The sequence below is a fragment of the Collinsella sp. LCP19S3_C9 genome, from assembly GCF_052121575.1.
Taxonomy (GTDB): domain Bacteria; phylum Actinomycetota; class Coriobacteriia; order Coriobacteriales; family Coriobacteriaceae; genus Collinsella.
This window is the reverse complement of sequence record NZ_JBQKDZ010000016.1, coordinates 1-22,284: the sequence shown is the minus strand read 5'-3', so window position 1 is coordinate 22,284 and position 22,284 is coordinate 1. Positions and strand designations below refer to the sequence as shown.

Sequence of the window (22,284 nt, the reverse complement as noted above, 5' to 3'; positions counted from 1 at the left end):
ATGTCATTCACGTTAGGAACGGCTCCATGAACTTCCGCTCATCTCTCGCCTGCACCTCGAGCGATATCGCCCGCTGGGGGCTGCGCTCCATCCTTAAGCGCCAGGGCGGCGTACTCCCCGGCCGCATCGCCATGAAGATCGACCCCGAGCTGCTAAGCGACCTCGCGAGCCTTGTCGACCGCAGCGTGGTGGTCACCGGCACCAACGGTAAGACCACCACCTCCAACCTCATCGCCGACGCCGTTGCCGCCAGCGGCGCCACCGTGGTATGCAACCGCGCCGGCAACAACATGGAGCCAGGCGTGGTGGGTGCCCTGCTCGAGGGCCGCAGCGATCTTAAGCGTGCCGGCAGCGGCAAGCGCGTGGGCGTCTTTGAGTGCGACGAGCTCTACACGGTGCGCGTCTTGCCCAAGCTCAAGCCAACGTACTTTGTGCTGCTCAACCTGTTCCGCGACCAGCTGGACCGCTACGGCGAGATCGACCACACCCAGGACGTCATCGCCCACGCGTTGGAGCTTTCGCCGGCAACGACGCTCATCTATAACGCCGACGACCCGCTCTGCGCCTCGATCGCCGCACGCGTCCCCAATATGAGCATCGCCTTTGGCATCGACGGCGCCACGGGCACCGAGTCCGATCGCATTAGCGACTCGCGTTTTTGCTCGCAATGCAACGCGCCGCTGGAGTACGACTATGTGCAGTACGGCCAGCTCGGCGCCTATCATTGTCCTTCGTGCGGTTGGAGTCGCCCCGCGCTGGTCCGTCGCGTGACAGGCGTTGAGCTCGGCTGCGACGGCTACGGCTTTGACCTGGCCTTTGGACCCGAGGCAAAAGCGCCCGCCACGCACATCGCCACACGCTACAACGGCCTGTACATGGTCTACAACGTTGCCGCCGCCTTCTTTGCGGCGCGCGAGTTGGGCGTGGACGCAGCGCATCTGCAGCCCACGCTCGATGCCTACGTCCCCGCCGGCGGACGCATGGGCCGCTGGGAGATTGCCGGCCGTACCGTCGAGGCAAACCTGGCCAAAAATCCCGTAGGCTTCGATCGCCAGATCCAGTCCATTAAAACGGCAGGCGGCAGGCTCTGCGCCTTCTTCCTGAACGACAACGACGCCGACGGCCACGATGTCTCGTGGATCTACGACGTCGACTTCGAGCGCATCGCCGATACCCCAGGGCTTGTCGCCTTTGCCGGGGGTACGCGCGCGCACGACATGCAGGTGCGCCTGAAGTATGCCGGCATCGACGCCGCCATCATCTCGAATATCGAGCAGGCGATCGGCGCCGTGGCAGATGAGGCCGCCGATGACACCTTCTACGCCGTCGCCAATTACACGGCATTCCCGCCGCTGGTCAAAGAGCTCGACGGACTTAAAGACGCCGATGCGAGCTCGGTTGCCTCCTGCGCCGTAACACGCACCGATGGCAGCGCCGTCCCCACCGATATTGCGCCGGTCGAGCTTCCGCGCCCGCTGCGCATCGTCTATCTGTATCCCGATGCCCTCAACCTCTATGGCGACGGCGGCAACGTCATCGCCCTCGAGCGCCGCTGCGCCTGGCGCGGCATTCCCGCGCGCGTGGACGAGGTCCGCATGGGCGAGACGCTCGATCTTACCGACGCCGACATCGTCATGATGGGCGGCGGTGCCGACCGCGATCAGTTGGCTGTGGCACACGAGCTGCTCGCTCAAAAGGACAAGGTTGCGACATATGTTGAGGACGGCGGCTCGTTGCTCGCTATCTGCGGCAGCTATCAGCTGCTCGGTCGTTCGTACTATATGGGCGAGAATCGCATCGAGGGTCTAGGTGTCATCGCCGCCGAGACCGTGCGCGGCTCCGACCGCCTGATAGGCAACGTCGCCGTCAAGACCGACCTGGCACCCGAGCCCTTTGTGGGGTTCGAGAACCACGGCGGCCGCACCCTGCTCGATGCAGAGGCCACGCCGCTCGGAACATCTGTCGTCACGGGCACCGGCAACAACGGCGACGACGGCTTTGAGGGCCTCATCTACAAGGGCGTCATCGGCACGTACCTACACGGACCGGCACTGCCCAAGAACCCCGAGCTCGCCGACTGGCTCATCGCCCATGCCCTTGAGCGCCGTGGCGATGCACAGGCCGCCGCCCTGCTGCCGCTCAAGCCCCTCGACGACACCTACGAGCACGCCGCCCACGACGCCGCGATGAAGCTCCTCCCCTAACGCCCCGCCACCACAAAGGGACAGGCATCTTTGTGGTGGTTTTGACCCGTCCCAGCGGTTTGTCTCAATCTGTAACATCTAGACCACCAAAGGTCGTCTTACTGTTACAGATTGAGACGTTCGTCCCGACGCCTGCATTTTGTCTCAATCTGTAACAGATAAGGCCGATTTACCCGCCCAGATGTTATAGATTGAGATTTTTGAAGATCGGGGGGAGAGGGCCAGCTCCTGTGTGGTGGTTTTCCAGTTTGCCAACGATATACGCGCCGACAAAAAAGTCTGCTATACTCTTTCCCGCTGTCCCCATCGTCTAGCGGCCAAGGACGCCACCCTTTCAAGGTGGATATCGCGGGTTCGAATCCCGCTGGGGGCACCATTTGAAACGAGAAGCCCGTTACCCTCGCGGTGGCGGGCTTTTTTCTACCCCAACGCCGGGATTCGAACCCGGCAGGGTGCGGAGCTGAGGAAACGCGTGAGCGTTTTCCAGCGCAGCACGCAAGGAGCGAAGCGACGCAGCGAAGGCGGGCGGCGCCAGCCGCACGCGGATATCCCGCTGGGGGCACCATTTGAAACGAGAAGCCCGTTACCCCCGCGGTGACGGGCTTTTTTCTACCCCAACGCCGGGATTCGAACCCGACAGGGTACGGAGCTGAGGAAACGCGTGAGCGTTTTCCAGCGCAGCACGCAAGGAGCGAAGCAACGCAGCGAAGGCGGGCGGCGCCAGCCGCCCGCGGACATCCCGCTGGGGGCACCACAGCATCTAAAAAGCCCGTCACCCCCATGGTGACGGGCTTTTTGCTACCCACGTGCCGGAATTCGAGCCCAACAGGGTGCGGACCCCGGCAAATCGGCGGCAAAACGGGCTCCAAAGCGTCCTTCGCAATCAAAAAGCCGGGGCCCGCGCGATGCGGACCCCGGCTTAATACCGTGACGATATGCTGGCTATGCCCTACACGTAGAACAGGATGTCATCGTAGGTCGGGACCGGCCAGTAGTCGGCGGCCACGATCTCCTCCATGGCATCCACGGAGGCACGCAGCGTATCCATAGCGGGAACGACCTCGTGTGCATACACATTGGCCTGCTCCTGGCCATCGAGAGCCTCGGCCTTCTGATGCACGGCATCGAGCGCCTTGATGGAGTCGTTGATGGCGGTGATACCGTTGCAGAGCTTGTTGAGCGTGTTCTGCTCGCACTGCATGGCGGCCTCAGCACCGGCGGCACGAATTGTCTCAAGGCCCTTAGCGACCTTGGTGGCATAGGCGGTAATGACCGGACGATAGGTACGACGTGCCTCGCGAATCATCGTGGTAGCCTCGATGTTCATGAGCTTGTTGTACTTCTCGAGCTTGCAGTCGTAGCGGCACTGGGCCTCGGCCTTGGTCAGAACGCCCGTCTCCTCAAAGAGCGCGATAGCCTTATCGGAAACAAAGGCGGGAAGAGCGTCGGCCGTGGTCTTGTTGTTGGCAAGGCCGCGCTTCTCGGCCTCGATGGGCCACTCGTCGGAGTAACCGTCGCCGGAGAACAGGATGCGCTGGTGATCGGTCAGCACCTTCTTACAGTACTCGAGCGCGGCGTCCTGGAACTTATCCTCGGGCGTACCCTCGAGTGCGTCGGCGAAGGACTTGAGCGACTTGGCCACGGCGGCATCGAGCACCAGGTTGGAGTCGGAGACGTTCTGCTCGGAGCCGCAGGCACGGAACTCGAACTTGTTGCCGGTGAAGGCGAACGGAGAGGTGCGGTTGCGGTCGGTGTTGTCCTGCATCAGCTTGGGCAGGGTATCGGCGCCCAGGTCGAGCACGCCGCGCGTGGCATGGACGGAAGCCTTGCCATCGATGATCTTCTCGACGACCTCGGTAAGCTGGTCGCCCAGGAAGATGGACATAATCGCCGGAGGAGCCTCGTTGGCGCCCAGACGATGGTCGTTGCCGGCCGAGGCAACGGAGGCACGCAGGAGCTCCTGGTAGTTATCGACGGCCTCGATCACCGCGGTGAGGAAGACGATGAACTGCAGGTTGTCGAGCGGGGTGTCGCCCGGATCGAGCAGATTCTCGGACTCGGTGCCAAGCGACCAGTTATTGTGCTTGCCCGAACCGTTGATGCCCTCGAAGGGCTTCTCGTGCAGCAGGCAGACCAAATCGTGGCGGGAGGCGATGAGCTTCATCTTCTCCATCATGACCAGATTCTGGTCGATGGCCTCGTTGACCTCGCCATAGACGGGGGCGAGCTCATGCTGGCAGGGAGCGACCTCGTTGTGTTTGGTCTTGGCGGGAATGCCAAGCGCCCACAGCTCATCGTCCAGGTCCTTCATATAGGCCGAGACGGTGGGGCGGATAGCGCCAAAGTAGTGCTCCTCGAGCTCCTGGCCCTTGCAGGGAGCAGCACCAAAGAGGGTGCGGCCGGTGATGACCAGGTCCCTGCGCTTGCGGTAAGCGTCCTTCTTGATCAGGAAGTATTCCTGCTCATCGCCCACGGAAGGAACGACCTTCTTGGGGGTCTTACCAAACAGCGCCAATACGCGCTTGGACTCACGCGAGAGCGCGGTCATGGAGCGCAGCAGCGGGGTCTTCTTGTCCAGGGCCTCGCCCGTGTAGGAGCAGAAAGCCGTGGGGATGCACAGGACATCGTCCTTGATAAAGGCGGGGCTGGTGGGATCCCAAGCGGTATAGCCGCGGGCCTCGAAGGTGGCACGCAGGCCGCCGTTGGGGAAGCTGGAGGCGTCCGGCTCGCCCTGGATGAGGTTCTTTCCCGTAAACTTGGTAATAGCGGTGCCGTCGTGGTTGGGTTCGAGGAAGCTGTCGTGCTTCTCGGAAGTAATGCCCGAAAGCGGCTGGAACCAGTGCGCGTAGTGCGTCGCGCCCTTGGAGATGGCCCAAACCTTCATGGCATGGGCAACGGCGTTGGCCACATCCAGGTCGAGCGGCTCACCGTCCTCGAGGGTTGCAGCAAGGCGCTTCCAAATGTCCTTGGGGAGGTAGTCCTTCATGACTTCCTCAGAGAACACCATGGTCCCGAAGCGGTCAGTAAGTTCGGCCATACGGAACTCCCTTCGTATCGGCACCGCGTGAGAAGCGGTGTTGATTACTAACGAACGAGTCATAGCTTAGACTCGCCGTGTTTCCGCGACATTACCGTTATGTTGCCGTCGCGAAACTAATCAATGAGGTTACCGCATCGCGGCGATGTTGCCACCCTCAACAGTCAATCAACTGTATAAATTGCAGACCTCTCCGCATGGTTTACGGGTAGTCTTTTTGGGACGGGGCTTTTTTAGCTGCCCTATTTAAATATGGTCTCAAGCTTTGGAGGCGCCGGATTGGGTAGCTAAAAAAGCCCCGTCCCAAAAAGACTACCCTGCGTACCTGGTTGATGGGGTAAAAAGCTCCAAATTAGCTACGCTGTTATAGGGAATGCCGATAGCGAAACATCTTCGATTGATATTTCCAAATAGCGAGTAAAACTCCACCGTAGCGCAGCGGTACTGTAGAATCCTTACAACACATCACGCTAATGTATCTAAAGGAGCACGATATGCGCGTCGACGAGGTTTTTAAGCAGGCAGCATCCCAGGGCACCACGCCCATTTCGTTTGAGATGTTCCCGCCCAAGGGCGAGCTTACCCTCGACACGGCTCGCGAGGTGGCTGGCAATCTGTGCAAGCTTTCGCCGAGCTTTGTCTCGGTCACCTGCTCGGCCGGCGGCTCGGGCAACGGCGCCACCACCGCCCCCATCGCGCATATGATTACGAGCGAATTCGATACGCCCTCGGTGGCGCACCTCACCTGCGTTGGCCGCACGCATGCCGATATCGCCGCCAAGATCGACGAATACCGCTCCGCCGGCGTAGAAAATGTGCTGGCCCTGCGTGGCGATCTCCCCGCCGGCGCGAGCGAGGATGACAAGCCCGCCTCGGACTACGCCTACGCCCGCGACCTCATCCCCGAGCTCGTCGACGCCGGCTTTTGCGTGGGCGCCGCAGCCTACCCCGAAGGCCACATTGCCTGTGAGAATCTCAACCTCTCGGTCGAATATCTCAAGCAAAAGCAGGACGCCGGCGCGAGCTTCTTTGTGACGCAGCTCTTTTTTGATAACGAGTGCTTCTACCGTTTTCGCGAGCTTGCCGACAAGGCCGGTATCACTGTGCCCATTACCGCAGGCATCATGCCGTTTATGGGCAAGTCACAGATCAGCCGCATGGTCTTTATGTGCGGCGCGTCGCTGCCCTCCCCCGTCATCAAGATTCTCGCCAAATACGAGAACGACCCCGAGAGCCTGCAGGCAGCCGGTGTAGATTATGCCGCCCGCCAGCTTTGCGACCTTAAGGAGCACGGCGCCGACGGCCTGCACCTGTACACTATGAATCGTCCTGCGATCGCCGCAACCATTATGGAGCGCCTGGGGTAATGGAAAAACCGCACATCGATACAGCTTTTGGTGAAGTGCCGGCCGACCTTGCGTCGCCGGCGCTCTACCGTATCGATGATACCCACCATCCCCGCGCCGATCGTGCCGAGATGCTGCGGTATCTGGGTTACGGCGGCCAGCAGATTGAGCCCGAGCTGTCGCAGCGTATTGAGCTTGTCGTTGAACGTTTGGAACTGGACATTGAGCCCCGTGGCGTGCGCCGCGTATTTGCCGTCGATGCCATGGGCGTGGACGAGCAGGGAGAGCCCAGCATCCGTCTGGTTGGAACCAGCGTTGAGCTGCGCGGTCGCGATATCTATCGACATCTCAAAGACGCCCGCTTTGCCGCGCTCATGGCATGCACCCTCGGCATGGACGCCGAGCGTCGTCTGCGCACCACGGGAGCCCAGCAGCCCCTAGAGGGAGCCGTGCTCGATGCCGCGTGCTCCGCCTATGTGGAAGCTGCCGTCGAGCAGATGGACCAGCAGGTCAAGGCTGCGGCCGCCGCACACGGACTCGCCGGTAACTGGCGCTTCAGTCCCGGCTACGGCGACTGCCCGCTTACGGCTCAGCGTTCAATCGTGGCTGCACTCAACGCCACGCGGCTCATCGGGCTTACCGTCACACCTACCAGCCTGCTCATGCCCACCAAGAGCGTGACCGCGGTGATCGGTCTGTTTGACGGCGAGGTCCACGACGCCCAGAGTCGCCCCACCTGCAATATCTGCCGCATGCGCGAGCACTGCCGCTTCCGCGCCGCCCACACCACCTGCTATTCCAGCCATTAGGAGCCCCCGATGTTTACTCCGCTTATCACTCATGATCTGGACGGCGCCGCGCTGGCGGCGCCCGTTGATGCTGCGCGCCGCAAGGGCGCCACGTACAAGACGCGCACGATCGACGACCTTTACATTAAGGACGATCGCCTGCGCGCCGCCATCGAGGGCACGGGGCACCTGCTGTTCGACGGCGGCATGGGCACCATGCTGCAGGCGGCCGGCATGAAGGCCGGCGCCCTGCCCGAGCTGCTCAACTTTGAGGAGCCCCAGGTCATTACCGATATTCAGCGTCAGTATGTCGAGGCCGGCTGCGATGTGATCACCGCCAACACCTTTGGCGCCAACGCCCACAAGCTCGACGGTGCCGCCACCGTGGCAGATGTCTTTGCCGCCGCTGTCGCCTGCGCCCGCGCGGCCGGTGCCCACTACGTCGCCGGCGACATCGGCCCCATCGGTGCGCTGCTTCGCCCCTTGGGTACCCTCAGCTTCGACGAGGCCTATGACCTCTTTGCCGAGGAAGTGCGCGCTGGCGTCGACGCGGGTGTGGACCTCTTTATTATCGAGACCATGACCGACCTTGCCGAGATCAAGGCGGCGGTCCTTGCCTGCCGCGAGAACTCCGAGCTGCCCGTCTTTGCCACCATGACCTTTGAGGAGGACGGCCGTACCTTCCTGGGCACGAGTCCCGAGGTTGCCGCTATCACGCTCGACGCCATCGGCGCCGACGTCCTGGGCATCAACTGCAGCCAGGGACCGGCCGAGCTCCGAGGGCTCGCCGCACGCATGCTCACCGTTACCGACAAGCCCGTTATGGTGCAGGCCAACGCAGGACTCCCCCACGTGGACGACGACGGTAACACCGTCTTTGACATCCAGGCCCCCGAATACGCCAAGGCCGTCGCCGGCATGATCGCCGACGGCGTGAGCGTCGTGGGCGGTTGCTGCGGCACCACGCCGGCGCACATGGCAGCGCTGCGCACGCTTATCGACAACCACACGCCCAGTCCGCGCCGCCGCAAGCCCAGCATGTCGGTCACAAGCGCCCAGACCGTGGTTGACCTTCCCTGTGACGGCCACAAGATCGCCGTCATCGGCGAGCGCATCAATCCCACCGGAAAAAAGCGCCTGCAGCAGGCCCTGCGCGACGGCGACCTGGACTACGTCGTAAGCCAGGGCATCAGCCAGCAGGAGCAAGGCGCCGACATCCTGGACGTCAACGTGGGCCTGCCCGAGATCGACGAGGTCAAGATCATCCAACAGGCCACCGAGCAGCTCCAGGGTTCCACGCTGCTGCCGTTGCAGATCGACTCCACCGACCCCGCAGCCGTCGAGGCCGCCGTGCGCCGCTACGCCGGCAAGCCCATCATCAACTCGGTCAATGGCAAGCAGCAGATCATGGATGAGATCTTTCCGCTGGTCGCCCACTACGGTGCCAACGTCGTCGGCCTCACGCTCGACGAAGGCGGCATTCCCGATACCGCCGAGGCTCGCTTCGCCATCGCCGAGCGCATCGTGGCCGAGGCCGCCCGCTACGGCATCGGACCGGACCGCATCCTCATCGACTGTCTGGTCATGACCGCCTCGACCAATCAACGCCAAGCCGAACAGATTCTGCGCGCCATGTCCCTGTGTAAGGAGCGTCTGGGCGTCAAATGCGCGCTCGGCGTGTCGAACATCAGCTTTGGTCTGCCCGCCCGCCCGCTGCTGGGCTCGGTCTTTTTGGCCGCCGCCTTCGGCGCGGGTCTGGACGCCCCCATCATGAACCCGGGCTCCAAGCGCTTTATGGATACCGTCTACAGCTATCGCGTCTTGAGCGTTGAGGACGAGGGCTCGACCGGATACATCGAGCGCTACGCCGGCTGGACCGATCCGTACAAGATCGCCGCGAACCCGGCGGCGGCTCAGACAGTATCGACCGACACTGTGCCCGCCGCTGGCACCGCCGGCACCGACGGCAACGACGACCCGATTCGTCGCATGGTCGTCTCGGGCCGCAAAGGCGAGATTGCGGCCGAGACCGAGCGTCTGCTGGCAGACCACGACGCCATGGACCTCATCAACAACCACTTTATCCCCGCCCTCGACGAGGTTGGTGTCCTCTTTGACCAGGGAAAGTTCTTCTTGCCGCAGCTCATGGCCTCGGCCGAGGCCGCGCGCGTGGGTTTTGACACCATCAAGCGCCTAATGCCCGCCGGCGAGATTGCCGACAAGGGCAAAATCTGCGTGGCCACCGTCAAAGGCGACATCCACGACATCGGTAAGAACATCGTCAAGATGCTGCTCGATAACTACGGCTATACCGTCTTTGACCTAGGCCGCGACGTCGACCCGCAGGAGGTGCTCAAGACCGTACGGGAGCGCGACATCAAGCTCGTCGGCCTCTCGGCGCTTATGACCACCACGGTCGTCGCTATGGAGGAGACCATCAAACTGCTTCATGCCGAGATGCCGGGCGTCAAGATCATCGTAGGCGGCGCCGTACTCACCCCCGAATACGCCAAGCAGATCGGCGCGGACTACTACGCCAAGGACGCCGCCGAAAGCGCTCGTATCGCCGAAGAGGTCTTTGGGCAGTAACACAACGGAAACAACCGAGCACCAAAACGTGCCGCATGCGCCACTTGGCACGTGCGGCACGTTAGAATAGACAAGACTATGCTCGTTTTGGCAGATAGGAGTGCAAGGATGGCGATCACGCCCGCAGAAATCGCGGAAACCCGCGGCATGGTTGAGGAGCAGAACCTCGACATCAGGACCATCACCATGGGTGTTTCGCTCATGGGTTGCGGCGACGAGAACCTCGACCGCATGTGCACGAAGATCTACGACCACGTGACGCACACGGCTGAGCATCTGGTCGAGACCGCCGAGAACCTCGAGCGCGAGTACGGTATCCCCATTGTCAACAAGCGCGTTTCCGTCACCCCGGTGGCGCAGATCGCCGCGTGCTGCAAGGATGAGGACCTCACCCCCATCGCGCATGCCCTCGACCGCGCGGCCGAGACGCTCGGCATCGATTACCTGGGCGGCTTCTCCGCACTCGTCCAGAAGGGCATCGGCGACGCCGACCGCCGCGTCATCCAGTCCATCCCCCAGGCGCTCGCTACCACCAGCCGCGTCTGCTCCAGCGTCAACGTCGCCAGCCTGCGCGCCGGCATCAACATGGACGCCGTGCTCATGGCGGCTCAGACCATCATCGATGCCGCCAAGCTTACGGCAGATGAGGATTCCGTCGGTGCTTCCAAGTTTGTCTGCTTTGCCAACATGGTCGAGGACTCCCCGTTTATGGCGGGCGCCGTTCACGGCGGTGGCGAGGCCGACGCCGTCATCAACGTAGGCGTCTCGGGCCCCGGCGTTATGGCCGCAGCCCTGGAGAAGCTGCCCGATTCCGCATCGATGATGGAAGTCGCCGAAAAGATTAAGCAGACCGCCTTTAAGATCACCCGTGCCGGCGAGCTCATGAGTCGCGAGGCCGCCCGTCGCCTAGGTGTCGAGAAGGGCATTGTCGACCTGTCGCTAGCGCCTACGCCTGCCGTCGGCGACTCCGTCGCGCGCATCCTCGAGATCATCGGCGTGGGCACCTGCGGTGGCCCCGGCACGACCTGCGCGCTCGCCATGCTCAACGATGCCGTCAAGAAAGGCGGCGTCATGGCCAGCTCCAGCGTGGGCGGCCTCTCGGGCGCCTTTATCCCCGTGTCCGAGGACGCCGGCATGATCGCCGCCGTCGAGGCCGGCGCGCTTTCGCTCGAGAAGCTCGAGGCCATGACCTGCGTGTGCTCCGTTGGCCTGGACATGATCGCCATTCCCGGCGACACCCCGGTCGAGACTATCGCCGGCATTATCGCCGACGAGATGGCCATCGGCGTCATCAACAATAAGACCACGGCCGTGCGCGTGATCCCCGCCATCGGCAAGGGCGTGGGCGACTGCGTCGAGTATGGCGGCCTGTTTGGCCGTGCGCCCATCATGCCGGTGAACCCCAACGCCGGCACCGTGCTTGCCCACCGCGGTGGACGCTTCCCGGCGCCGCTGAACTCGCTCAAGAACTAGCTGAGGGGGACTGGCGAGGAGCCCCGGTGAGGACAAATATATAAGGTCGCCTGCTCGGACAGTCCTGACTCGCACGGAGAGCACATTACGTGCTCTCCGGCTCGTGCGGAACTCGCGATCGACCTTATATATTTGCCCTCACCGGGGCTCCCGCACAACGGGACCTCAGTTGGGTTCTATCCCGGTTGCAGTTGCTTCGCTCCTGCACCACTTGGCTGGTGCGGCGGTTTGGCGTTGGAACGGTTCTTTTTCTGATATATGCTGGTTGCGGCTCTTCTTTTGGGAGGAGTCGCTTTTTTGTTGTGAGGAGGGATGGCCCGTGGTTGATGGGGATGCTCGTTCTGAGCTTCTTTCTGCGGATTGGAATGGCGAATGGATGCGCTTGCAGGCTGGTCGGCGGCGGGCTGATGATTCTTTTGAATGGGATAAGCGGGCTCGGCATTTTCGGCCGCTTGAGACTGCTCCGTATGCCCGGGACTTTATGAAGCTGTTGGCGTTAAAGCCTGGTGAATCCGTGCTGGATATGGGGTGTGGGGCTGGGTCGATTGCTATTCCGCTTGCTCAGGCTGGACATCCCGTGATTGCCGCTGATTTTTCCCCTGCTATGTTGGGCACCCTTGATGCTGGCATTGAGTACTATGGGCTCGAGGATCGCATTACACCGCTTGAGCTTGCTTGGGATGATGACTGGGATTTGGTTGGACCGGTCGCGAAAGCGGTAGATGTTGCCTTTGCGAGTCGCTCGGTTACTACGAACGACCTAAAAGGCGCGCTTGTCAAGCTCGACCGTACGGCTCGGCGGCGTTGTGCTGTCACGATGGTCGCCAACTCCAGCCCGCGCTATGACCTGCACGTGATGAATGCCATCGGCGCCTCGGTTACCCGTAGCAATGGTTTTGTGTACGCCTTTAACATCCTTATTCAGATGGGTGCACTACCGCAGGTCGCGTATTTTGAATCGCCCCGTCGTGACACCTTCGATAGTCTCGAGGCCGGCGTGGCGGACTTCTCCCGTATGCTCGAGCATGGCAACGAGGATAAGATCGATCGTCTGCGCGACTATATCGCCCAACATATGATTGAGAACCCCCATGCCGGCGAGCCGGGATCCAAGGGCGTGCCGCAGGGACGTTACATGCTCGACCACATCCGCAAGGTCCGATGGGCGTTCATCGCCTGGGAGCCGGTCTCTGCGCCCCGACCGTAGCCCATCTAAAGTATGCATCGTCTACCCGCCCGGCATCCGCATTCTTTGCGAACTGGCAAACGCGCTCCACACCGCGCCGTTCCTGCGCTATCGTGGGACAGCTCACGTAGATTAAGGCCCCATCGCGGGGCGCCCCATACATAGAAAGCGAGATCCCATGGCACTGACAGGAGCCCAGGTCAAGCAGCTTCGCAGCATGGCCCATCACCTCAACCCCGCCATCATCATCGGTAAGTCCGATGTCAACGAGGGTACCGTCGAGCAGACGGCCGCCTACCTGGAAAAGCACGAGCTCGTTAAGTGCTCCGTGCTGGACGGCTCCAGCCTTTCTGCCCGCGAGGCCGCCGAGGAACTCGCCGAGCGCTGCCACGCCGACGTCGTTCAGGTTATCGGTCGCAAGTTCTCGCTGTATCGAGAGTCCTCGCGCAAGGATATCGAGAAGATCAAGCTCGTCTAAGGGCCGATCGGTTCACACAGAGCAAGCCTGCGGGCGTCCGAATGATGCGGGCGCCCGTTTTTTATCGCTCAATGAACGGTCGGTTGACCCTGCTTTCGACCAGACGCTCGTAGAGACGCTTGGTCTCGGGCTCGGGAACGCCTGCGACCTGTTCCTTAAGATGATGGATATGCCCGCTATAGAGCTCGACGATATCGCGGCGTCTCCCCGCCGCACCGTACACGCGCATGGCGCATCGCACCATGTCCTCGCGTGCGGTCTCCTGACGTAGCCCCGCTTCTACCAGCCAGATTGCCGACTGCAGGTCGTTTTCTTCCAAGGCAGCGCTTGCTCCCACAATCATGCAGTCGATAAACTTCGACTGCATGATGCGGCGCATGCGCAAAAAGTACGTCGGATTGCAACCGTTGGGGATATACAGCGGTCCGGTATAGAGCTGTTCGATCTTAAGACACAGCTCGACCAGGTGAGGCCCACGCACTCTTGTGCGATTACCCAAAATCTCGCGGCTTATCTGCTCAAATAGCTTCACATCGGTCTTAACGTAATCCCTGTTGAGGCCAAGGCAGTCGTTTTGAATCAGGACGCACGACTTGCCATCTGGCGTGGGTCCCAAAGCGGATCGTAAGCGTGACACAGTCGAATACAAGTTGTTACGGGCGCTACTGTACTCGGCATGTGGCCACAGTTCCATAGCCAAGGTCTCGCGATCGACAAACGAATCGATACCCAACGCTAGCCGCTCGGCAAGCGTTGCCGCTTTCTTACGACGCCACATCTTGTCTGTGATGGGAAATCCGTCGCGCTCGGCACGAAACGCGCCAAACATGCGAATCTCGATATGATCGATAGCGTCGACGGGTTCGACCTCGCCGACCTGGAACAGCCGCTCGCTCTCTCCCTCCAAATCGTCGCGCAGCGAATATCGCGATAGCTCATGCACCGGGAGCTTCTTTCGAATCTTGGCAGCAGGCTCGCCCAGGCAATGCATCGCAAGGCGTGCAAACAGCCGATACGCTGGCTCCAGAATCCCAGAACGATTCATAGACATCCAGGCGGCAAGATCGCTGTCACGGCCCGCAGACGCCAAATGCAGCGCTACGACCCAAGCCTCCGCGCCGCCGACTTGTGTCCGACTTAGGTCGAGCAGCTCTGCCTCTTCTCGTACCGACACCATCGACGTATTGCGAAGGCTTGATGCACGCTCCAACAGCAACGCGTTGTCGCGCATGTATGCGATCGACTCGTCAGCAAGCTTGAGTACCTGGACCGCGCGGAACTTCGCGTTGACCGGGCGCCCCTCGGCGAGCGCCTGCCAGCCTTCAAGTAGCAGGCCAAACAGCTGGATTTGATTGTCACGCACGCGCACGGCAAAGCGATCGAGCTCATTAAACGCCGTATCGTCAGTCATTGGCAGGCCTGCAAGCAGACGCCGTGCCGCCAGCACCATACGCACCCAGACAGCCGGCGCCTTAAGCCCACGAGCATCGAGTGCCTCCCGTGTCCGAGACATCTCGTCGTCACGCTCATCGATTCCCATAAAGGACCCATCAAAGAGCTCCGCCAACATCCGATCTGCCCGTATGAGAATCTCTGCAATATCGAGTTCGCAATCATATACCTTGTTCGCCTTGAGTCCCGAAAGTGCTGCGCCGTCTTTCGCCTGTTCGGTCAGCCGGCTCTTAACCTCGATATGCGCCGACAGCATATCGAGCGCAGCACAAGATGCCTCATTTTTTGGAAGAGCAGGATTGGCTGGAAGCCCAAGCTCGCAATCTCCATAACAGACGACCGTAAGCACCTGGGCGACTTTCCAAGAAACCAAATCAATCTCGCGGACCGACTGTGCGCTCGCATGTTCGACAATCGAGGCCATATACCGGGCCAGTTTAGTATTCGAAACGCTTACCGCCGCCAAATAGACACCAAGTGCCTCGGTGGGCGTCGGCTCCAACGCGGGCTTGTCGGCATCCGTCGTCCTCAGTACCGCGCGACAGACATCCCCTCCATGCCCAGTCAGAGCCAAATCGACACCATACTGTCCAGCAAGCTCAAGGACGGCGTCGCGATCCAAAAAGGCATCTGCCAAATCCATCGCAGCATCGCATCGGCCCGCCTTGAGCAGAATGCGTGCCGCGCGCATAACGAGCTCTGGACGAATTTCCGCAACCATTTTTCGTAATCTCAGGCGCGCGTTATCCTCGGTGCCCATACACGTAAAGCTTCGGTCGACCGGATCGACACCAAAAATCGGATAATCACGAACAAGATAGGACTGATCGATCATGGAGAGCCTGACACCGCATGCCTCAAGTTCCGCAATCTTGCCCTCGCCCATCAGGGCCATCACGCACGCCACGTTAAATAGGGCGCCGTTATCGATTGATGCCATATCGGCAAGTGCCGCACCGTATACGTTGACAATCTCGTTTTCGAGCAAGCTGGCAACGTCGCCCTCTCCGTACAGCCCCGTCTGCATAGCCGAAACCAACTCGGGAACACCCTGTGTGAGCTGGTAAAAATCGAGCGACGTGCTAATCGAGAACGCCGATGCCCAAGCCGAATACTCATAGGCATGCACCTTGAGCATCTGCGCATTGATCTTGACCGAGTCACCCAGCCCGCGAATCAACTGGCGATTTGAGGGGCGGCAGGTGACAAAGACCCCGATCCCCATAGTGCGCAGGCCTCGAATTCGATCGATAAGCTCCTCGGTATCTTGCTGATCGAGGTTGGGGACGTTATCAATCGCAATCAACGATCGCGGTTTGTCCTCAAGTTCATCTGTGACCACTTCGAGCTGCATAAACACCTCGCGGGCAATCGCGCGGTCAGCCTCGATGATTCGCACCAGACCGCGCGTCGGGTCGCTTTTGACTTCCTGAGTGTACTGAAGCAATATCGATGTTTTTCCAAACCCATCTGGTGCATAGAGCAACACAATGCCCGCCTTGCGGCCCTTGACAATCAACTCGCTCATCAGGCGATCACGTCGGACCATATAACCTGTGCCCAATGGCGCCAATTCGAGATCATCCGTATCGTTCAGCCCGTTCATCATGCTCGCTCCTTACCTCGGCCACATGGACACCGTAATCGCAAGACAGCCCAAGCCATCCCGTAAATCGAACGACGCAGAGTTTTAGGTTGTCTTTCGGTTCGCATTTGGCAAGTTTTTGTTCAGCGAGCGCCGATTGAAACTTTTCCCCCAACCAACCGGTCTTTGCGCAGGTCAATGCGCTTGCCAGCATGTCCCACTCATTTGGCAGTGTAACGCAATGGGGCTTGTAATATTTTGTTGCGCAACTCGCCTACGCGCTGCTACCGTTTGCGACTCATTAGTAGCATATTTGAATAGAATATGCTAGAGAATGCATCACACTATACGAGGCACCACCGTCAAGCTTTTGGCAAGCTAATGTTATGCACACCATAAAGCCCGCGCTCATTCTGATTCCGCTGGCAGATATTGCGGACGGACGCAGCATAGGGGCCCATGAGTCTATAAGCTAGCCGCCATCCCGCATATGCATAATAAAAAAGGCCCCCGCAGAACGGGAGCCTGTAACAAAGTAATAACAAATCGCTCGGATTGTACTACTCGCAGAGCGAAAGGGCAGCCTCGTCGGCAACGACGACGCAGTTGGTGTGCAGCTGCAGGATCGAAGCCGGGCACTCGGGCGTAACCGGGCCATAGCACATATCGTGCACAGCCTGAGCCTTGGCCTCGCCGTTGGCGACGACCAGGATCATGCGGGCATACATGATGGTCTGGGTACCCATGGTGTAAGCCTGGCGGGGAACGTCGTCGATGCTATCGAACAGGCGGCTGTTGGCCTGAATGGTGCTCTCGGTGAGGTCGACGCAGTGCGTACCCTTGGAGAAGTGGTCATCGGGCTCGTTGAAGCCAATATGACCGTTATTACCAATGCCGAGCAGCTGCAGATCCGGGTAACCGGCGGCAGCGACGAGCTTATCGTACTCGGAGCAGGCAGCGGCGGCATCGGGGTTGGAGCCATCGGGCACGTGCGTGTTATTCAGATCGACGTTGATGTGATCGAAGAAGTTCTCGCGCATGAAGTAGTGATAGCTCTGGGGATCATCGTGCGAAAGGCCGCGATACTCGTCCAGGTTATAGGTGCTGACCTCGGAGAAGTCAATATCGCCCTTCTTGTACCAATCGGCGAGCTGCTTGTAGGCGCCAATCGGAGTGGAGCCGGTGGCAAGACCGAGCACGCAATCGGGCTTAAGGATAACCTGCGCCGAGATGATATTGGCGGCCTTGCGGCTCATATCCTCGTAGTCTTTAGCTTTAATGATCTTCATTACGCATCCTTTCTCGTAGAAGAGAGGCAAGGCTCCCCTTACAAGCACTTGCCCGCGGCCTGCGTCGGCCGCAACCAACGTGTGCGGCCACCAGGGCGAGGTCGCGTAATGTATGTATCTCGTGTCTAGCCGCGTCGAGGCCCCTGCCCGTCCACGGTGACCCGAAGCCTTTTAGCCTCGGACATTTTTCATCTTGCCACGAAGGGCGCCCTCTTTCAAGGGCGCCCTCCGTAAACGTGTTTGAATTGTAGGCCAAAGGGCAAGCGAACGAGTTAGCGCTCGCGAGCGACGATGAGCTGATCCATCTCCTCGACATGCTCGCCGACGGAGCCCTTGATGCTCGAGAACTCAACAGAGTTGCACACCAAGATGGGAACCGTCACATCGTAGCCCTCGGCCTCGATTGCCTCGCGTTCAAACTCGATAAGCACATCGCCCTTATGGACGATATCGCCCACCTGTGCATGCACGGTAAAGTGTTTGCCCTCGAGCTGAACGGTATCGAGTCCAACGTGGATTAAAACATCCAAGCCATCGACCGTGTTGAGCGCAACGGCGTGTCCCGTTGGAAAAATCGCCTCGATCTTGGCATTCGCTGGTGCAATCACGCGCGTGCCCGTAGGCCGAATGGCAACGCCTTGGCCCAAAAGGCCAGTGGCAAACGTCTGGTCGTTAACCTCGGAAAGCGGAATGACATCGCCCGAGATGGGAGCATCCAGCGTAAGGACTCGACCACGCATACCAAAAGACCTTAGGACTTTAGTGAACATGCTCCCCCTTGGACATACCAATAATCAAAACCAGTTTTAGTAGTTTACCACTTGGCATTGGTTTTTGACCATTAGGGAAGTTCGCGCTTGACAACCTCGACGATGTCGTCAACGACGCGCTGAGTCAGCTCGTGCGTCTCGGCCTCGGCCATCACGCGAACCAGCGGCTCGGTACCGCTCGGGCGCACCAGAATGCGGCCGCGACCGTTAAGCTCCTTCTCGGCGGCAGCGACAGCGTCCCAAATGGGCTGGCAATCGTCCAGACCGGCCTTGTTGTCGGAATGCACGTTGACGAGCACCTGCGGGTACTTCTTCATGATGCCGGCAAGGTCGGTGAGGGTGCGGCCAGTGCGCTTGAGCACGGCCAGCAGCTGCAGCGCCGTCACCAGGCCATCGCCGGTGGTGTTGTGCTCCAGGAAGATGATGTGGCCGGACTGCTCTCCGCCGATAACGGCGCCGTCCGCGAGCATGCGCTCCAGCACGTAGCGGTCGCCCACGGCGGTCTGCACCATCTCAAAGCCCTGTTCCTTCATAGCGATGGAAAAGCCCAAGTTGCACATAACGGTCGAGACGATCTCGGAGTTGGCGAGCTTGCCGCGAGCGGCGAGGTCAGAGCCGCAGATGGCCAGGATGTAATCACCATCGATCTCGTTGCCCTCGCTGTCCACGAACAGCACGCGATCGGCGTCACCGTCGTGGGCCAGGCCGATGTCGGCGTGGGTGCGCAGCACGAGCTCGCGCAGGGGCTCAAGATGAGTGGAGCCGCACTCAACATTGATGTCGGTGCCACAGTAGTCGGTATTGATGGCGTGTACCGTGGCGCCCAGACGCTGAAGCGCGGCAGGCGTGGTCTGGCAGGAAGCACCGTGACCGCAGTCAACGGCAACGACCAGGCCGTCGAGCTTAAGGCCGCCGAGGGTGCTGATAGCGTGGTCGACGTATGCCTTGCGAGCGTCCTTCATCTTGATGATGTGGCCCACACCGGCGCCGGTCGGCAGCGTGTCGGCAGCCATGGCCTCCTCGGACATGACCCAGGCGCTGATCTCTTCTTCAACGGCATCGGGAAGCTTCATGCCCTTGCGACTAAAGAACTTGATGCCGTTAAACTCCGGCGGATTGTGCGAAGCGGAGATGACGATGCCGCCGTCGAGGTCGTTTTGGACGGTGAGCAGCGCCACGGCCGGCGTAGGGATAACGCCGCAGCAGTGCGGGCGACCGCCCTCGGCCATAATGCCAGCGGTCAGAGCGCTCTCGAGCATGGTGCCCGAAAGACGCGTGTCGCGGCCAACGCAAATGTCCGGACCAAGGAACTTGGTCGCCGCACGGCCAAGGCGAAACGCGAGGTCGCACGAGAGGTCGGCGTTGGCGACGCCACGGACGCCGTCGGTACCGAAGATGTTCTGGGGCATAGGATCGCTCCTTCCCAAGTGGGCAAAACGCACTCGCCCACCCTAGTCGAAAAAGAAAAGCGGGACCCGCCGAGCAATCGGCAGGCCCCGCTTGTACATTGTATCTCGTAAGGAGATAAAACCTTAGCGCTTGGAGAACTGGGGAGCGCGGCGGGCCTTCTTGAGGCCGTACTTCTTGCGCTCGACCACGCGAGCATCGCGCGTAAGGAAACCGGCCTTCTTGAGGTCAGCACGGTAGTCGCCAGCGTTCAGAAGAGCGCGAGCGATGCCCAGGCGCAGAGCGCCGGACTGACCGGAGATGCCGCCGCCATCGCACAGAGCGATAACGTCGAACTGACCGGCGGTATCGGTCACCTTGAAGGGAGCAAGGGCGTTCTCAACGAGCTGATGACGGCCGAAATACTGCTCGGCGTCACGCTTGTTGATGGTCACCTTGCCGGTGCCGGGGACGAGACGGACGCGGGCGACGGCGTTCTTACGACGGCCGGTACCCTGGTAGACAACGGTGTTCTCAGCCATCTTTAAGCCTCCAGCTCAATCTTCGTGGGGTTCTGGGCAGCATGCGGATGCTCGGCACCAGCGTAGACCTTAAGCTTGGTCATCTGGGCACGGCCGAGGGTGGTCTTGGGCAGCATGCCGCGAACGGCGCGCTCGATGACCTTCTCCGGGTGCTTCTCCATAGCCTGGTGGAAGCTCTCAGCCTTGAGGCCGCCGTTGTAGCCGCTGTGGCGATAATAGGTCTTCGTGTCGGCCTTGTTACCGGTAAGCTGGACCTTATCGGCGTTGATGACGACAACGAAGTCGCCGCAGTCGCTGTTGGGCGTGAACTGGGGCTTGTTCTTACCGCGCAGGATCATTGCGATCTGGGTGGCAAGACGGCCCAGGACAGCACCATCGGCGTCGACGAGAACCCAGTTGCGCTGGACCTCGCCCTGCTTGGCGTAGTGAGTCGATTTCGAAATCACTTAGACTCCTCCATGTACAGTACGTGTTGTTACAGAGATTCACGGGGCTCTGCAAGTAACCCGTCCATATTACCCCGCCCGTCGCCCGAGTCAACAGGTATTTTGGCTCTGACCAGACTTTCTGCACATGTCGTCCATCGGTAATGATGTCGCGACGCTAGCGCTCGACAAATGCCTTGATATCACTCAGCAGACGCTTTGCCTCCTGACGACCCTGAATATACAGGTCGAGAAGCTTTGCCGGATCGTGCTCGACGTGACCGACCTCGACAGGCTTTTGCGGGGCAACGACCAGCGCGCGGCCCTCGCGCTCATACTTCCACAGATGCATGCGCTGGATGTTATAGCGGTCGTGGCGCGTCTCGATAGCCTCGAGCAGATAGGGGTAGTCGGCATAGCGGGCGCGTGCGGCAGGCATAAACTCGTAGGGCTTTTTCTCGTACGAGCGGTCCTGCGTGACAATGACAACCGCGCGATCGAAGCCGGCCTCCTTCAGCACGTGCTCGATGGGGACCGAATCGGCTACGCCGCCGTCGACGTATTTGTGCCCGTCGATCTCGACCGACGGCGTCACCAGCGGCAGCGACGTCGAGGCGCGCACGGCATCGAGGTCGAGCACGGCGCTTTTGACCGGCAGGTATGCAGCGGTTCCAAAGAGCATGTCCGTCGCGACGGCGTACATCTCGATGGGGCTCGCGTCGAATGCCTCGTTATCAAAGGGATCCAAGCGGTCCTGGACATCGTTGAAGATGAAGTCGTAACCCACGATGGAGCCCGTGGACGCAAACGATGCGGCACCCATGAAGCGGTTGTCGTTGCAGAAAGCCAGGTTGATGCGGTTGGCACGGCCGATCTGGTGCGACTTGTAGTTCACGCCGTTGAGGGCGCCGGCCGATACGCCATATACTGCCGGAATCTCGACGCCAGCCTCCATGAGGACGTCGAGCACGCCCGCGGTAAATTGCCCGCGGAAGCTGCCGCCCTCCAAAACGAGCGCGACCTTGCCGGCGTTCTTTGCCTTATCTTCTGCCGTCATGTTGACCTCCTACTGTTTCGTTTTGGCCTTCTTCTACCCAGTTTTGAGATGGAGAGCGCATGGGTTTTGGAGTTGAGTAGGACGGGGCGGCTGGCGGAAAGCACGTCCCGCTCTGGGGGGCGATTCCGGGATGGACTTTCCGCCAACAACCCATCCGGAAAATGCATCCCATTCTGAGCGTAGATTCTGGGATGCAACTTCCGCTTGAGGCGTCAACGTGAGTAGTCAATTTGGGACGGGGCTATTTTAGCTGCCCTTTGACTGTCGACGAATTATTGGGGGTCGGAACTAATATCGACTGGCTTATAGGGGTAGCTAAAATAGCCCCGTCCCAAATTGACTACTCCACCTTGTAGAGGCTTTGCGCGGAGAATCCGCGTATTTGCTTCGCAAATCCGCACCGGCTTCGGCCGCCTGCCGGCGTCCTCGCCCGCGGGCTAAAAACGCTTACGCGTTTTCTTTACGCCCGCGCCCTGCATAGAGTTCGATTCTCCGCGGTGCGGGGATGACGCTGGTGCAGGGCGTTGCCGGCTGTCATCCGATCGGCATCGCATCTATATAGGGTCGAGGCTTTGCGCGGAGAATCCGCGTATTTGCTTCGCAAATCCGCACCGGCTTCGGCCGCCTGCCGGCGTCCTCGCCCGCGGGCTAAAAACGCTTACGCGTTTTCTTTACGC

At 60.5% G+C, this 22,284-nt stretch carries 15 protein-coding genes and 1 tRNA gene; 8 read left to right on the top strand and 8 right to left on the bottom strand.

Features of this window, described 5'->3' with window-relative positions:
- Nucleotides 1-26: 26 nt before the first annotated feature.
- Both ACTQXI_RS07825 and ACTQXI_RS07820 read left to right on the top strand, forming a co-directional pair.
- On the top strand, nucleotides 27-2,204 hold the full coding sequence (locus ACTQXI_RS07825; RefSeq protein ID WP_441049089.1) for a MurT ligase domain-containing protein: 2,178 nt from the start codon (nucleotides 27-29) through the stop codon (nucleotides 2,202-2,204).
- Between the two features lie 299 nt (nucleotides 2,205-2,503).
- A tRNA-Glu gene (locus tag ACTQXI_RS07820) sits at nucleotides 2,504-2,580 on the top strand.
- Nucleotides 2,581-3,153: 573 nt separating this feature from the next.
- On the opposite strand, the gene ACTQXI_RS07815 is transcribed toward ACTQXI_RS07820, so the two are convergent.
- Nucleotides 3,154-5,241: a glutamine synthetase III family protein gene (locus ACTQXI_RS07815; protein ID WP_154517961.1), complete on the bottom strand. Its 2,088-nt coding sequence runs from the start codon at nucleotides 5,239-5,241 to the stop codon at nucleotides 3,154-3,156.
- 494 nt (nucleotides 5,242-5,735) lie between these two features.
- Between ACTQXI_RS07815 and ACTQXI_RS07810 the strand changes: the two genes are divergently transcribed.
- The 6 genes from ACTQXI_RS07810 (at nucleotide 5,736) to ACTQXI_RS07785 (ending at nucleotide 13,101) form a co-directional block, all read left to right on the top strand.
- Nucleotides 5,736-6,608, top strand: coding sequence for a methylenetetrahydrofolate reductase (locus tag ACTQXI_RS07810; RefSeq protein ID WP_441049087.1), 873 nt, complete (start codon nucleotides 5,736-5,738; stop codon nucleotides 6,606-6,608).
- Complete coding sequence (locus ACTQXI_RS07805) at nucleotides 6,608-7,396, top strand: hypothetical protein (RefSeq protein WP_441548489.1); 789 nt, start codon at nucleotides 6,608-6,610, stop codon at nucleotides 7,394-7,396. The genes ACTQXI_RS07810 and ACTQXI_RS07805 overlap by 1 nt, the downstream gene beginning before the upstream one ends.
- A gap of 9 nt (nucleotides 7,397-7,405) precedes the next feature.
- Nucleotides 7,406-9,964, top strand: a complete 2,559-nt coding sequence (locus ACTQXI_RS07800; RefSeq protein ID WP_441049084.1) for a homocysteine S-methyltransferase family protein — start codon at nucleotides 7,406-7,408, stop codon at nucleotides 9,962-9,964.
- Nucleotides 9,965-10,072: 108 nt separating this feature from the next.
- Entirely contained in the window at nucleotides 10,073-11,437 is a 1,365-nt protein-coding gene (locus ACTQXI_RS07795; RefSeq protein WP_427719427.1) for a PFL family protein, read from the top strand.
- A gap of 481 nt (nucleotides 11,438-11,918) precedes the next feature.
- Nucleotides 11,919-12,644 (top strand): methyltransferase domain-containing protein, encoded by a 726-nt coding sequence (locus tag ACTQXI_RS07790; RefSeq protein WP_441548488.1) that lies wholly within the window; start codon nucleotides 11,919-11,921, stop codon nucleotides 12,642-12,644.
- A 157-nt stretch (nucleotides 12,645-12,801) separates the two neighbouring features.
- Complete coding sequence (locus ACTQXI_RS07785; RefSeq protein ID WP_427795027.1) at nucleotides 12,802-13,101, top strand: YhbY family RNA-binding protein; 300 nt, start codon at nucleotides 12,802-12,804, stop codon at nucleotides 13,099-13,101.
- Nucleotides 13,102-13,162: 61 nt separating this feature from the next.
- On the opposite strand, the gene ACTQXI_RS07780 is transcribed toward ACTQXI_RS07785, so the two are convergent.
- From ACTQXI_RS07780 to ACTQXI_RS07750, 7 genes are all read right to left on the bottom strand, one after another.
- Complete coding sequence (locus ACTQXI_RS07780) at nucleotides 13,163-16,081, bottom strand: AfsR/SARP family transcriptional regulator (protein ID WP_441548487.1); 2,919 nt, start codon at nucleotides 16,079-16,081, stop codon at nucleotides 13,163-13,165.
- Between the two features lie 617 nt (nucleotides 16,082-16,698).
- Entirely contained in the window at nucleotides 16,699-17,427 is a 729-nt protein-coding gene (gene nagB, locus ACTQXI_RS07775) for a glucosamine-6-phosphate deaminase (protein ID WP_441016422.1), read from the bottom strand.
- A gap of 272 nt (nucleotides 17,428-17,699) precedes the next feature.
- Nucleotides 17,700-18,167 carry a PTS sugar transporter subunit IIA gene (locus tag ACTQXI_RS07770; protein ID WP_441548486.1) on the bottom strand — a complete coding sequence of 156 codons (468 nt, stop codon included), beginning with the start codon at nucleotides 18,165-18,167 and terminating at the stop codon, nucleotides 17,700-17,702.
- Nucleotides 18,168-18,268: 101 nt separating this feature from the next.
- Nucleotides 18,269-19,606, bottom strand: a complete 1,338-nt coding sequence (glmM, locus tag ACTQXI_RS07765) for a phosphoglucosamine mutase (protein WP_441042375.1) — start codon at nucleotides 19,604-19,606, stop codon at nucleotides 18,269-18,271.
- Nucleotides 19,607-19,729: 123 nt separating this feature from the next.
- On the bottom strand, nucleotides 19,730-20,125 hold the full coding sequence (rpsI, locus tag ACTQXI_RS07760) for a 30S ribosomal protein S9 (protein ID WP_022094634.1): 396 nt from the start codon (nucleotides 20,123-20,125) through the stop codon (nucleotides 19,730-19,732).
- Nucleotides 20,126-20,127: 2 nt separating this feature from the next.
- The gene (rplM, locus tag ACTQXI_RS07755; protein WP_370450665.1) at nucleotides 20,128-20,571 is read right to left on the bottom strand and encodes a 50S ribosomal protein L13; all 444 of its coding nucleotides are present in this window, start codon (nucleotides 20,569-20,571) and stop codon (nucleotides 20,128-20,130) included.
- Between the two features lie 157 nt (nucleotides 20,572-20,728).
- Entirely contained in the window at nucleotides 20,729-21,607 is an 879-nt protein-coding gene (locus tag ACTQXI_RS07750; RefSeq protein ID WP_441049077.1) for a patatin-like phospholipase family protein, read from the bottom strand.
- Between the last annotated feature and the right edge of the window lie 677 nt (nucleotides 21,608-22,284).

Coding starts and splice junctions, on each gene's coding strand:
- ACTQXI_RS07825 (WP_441049089.1), top strand. CDS start 27: ATGAACTTCCGCTCATCTCTCGCCTGCACCTCGAGCGATATCGCCCGC.
- ACTQXI_RS07815 (WP_154517961.1), bottom strand. CDS start 5,241: ATGGCCGAACTTACTGACCGCTTCGGGACCATGGTGTTCTCTGAGGAA.
- ACTQXI_RS07810 (WP_441049087.1), top strand. CDS start 5,736: ATGCGCGTCGACGAGGTTTTTAAGCAGGCAGCATCCCAGGGCACCACG.
- ACTQXI_RS07805 (WP_441548489.1), top strand. CDS start 6,608: ATGGAAAAACCGCACATCGATACAGCTTTTGGTGAAGTGCCGGCCGAC.
- ACTQXI_RS07800 (WP_441049084.1), top strand. CDS start 7,406: ATGTTTACTCCGCTTATCACTCATGATCTGGACGGCGCCGCGCTGGCG.
- ACTQXI_RS07795 (WP_427719427.1), top strand. CDS start 10,073: ATGGCGATCACGCCCGCAGAAATCGCGGAAACCCGCGGCATGGTTGAG.
- ACTQXI_RS07790 (WP_441548488.1), top strand. CDS start 11,919: ATGAAGCTGTTGGCGTTAAAGCCTGGTGAATCCGTGCTGGATATGGGG.
- ACTQXI_RS07785 (WP_427795027.1), top strand. CDS start 12,802: ATGGCACTGACAGGAGCCCAGGTCAAGCAGCTTCGCAGCATGGCCCAT.
- ACTQXI_RS07780 (WP_441548487.1), bottom strand. CDS start 16,081: ATGAGCGAGTTGATTGTCAAGGGCCGCAAGGCGGGCATTGTGTTGCTC.
- nagB (WP_441016422.1), bottom strand. CDS start 17,427: ATGAAGATCATTAAAGCTAAAGACTACGAGGATATGAGCCGCAAGGCC.
- ACTQXI_RS07770 (WP_441548486.1), bottom strand. CDS start 18,167: ATGCGTGGTCGAGTCCTTACGCTGGATGCTCCCATCTCGGGCGATGTC.
- glmM (WP_441042375.1), bottom strand. CDS start 19,606: ATGCCCCAGAACATCTTCGGTACCGACGGCGTCCGTGGCGTCGCCAAC.
- rpsI (WP_022094634.1), bottom strand. CDS start 20,125: ATGGCTGAGAACACCGTTGTCTACCAGGGTACCGGCCGTCGTAAGAAC.
- ACTQXI_RS07750 (WP_441049077.1), bottom strand. CDS start 21,607: ATGACGGCAGAAGATAAGGCAAAGAACGCCGGCAAGGTCGCGCTCGTT.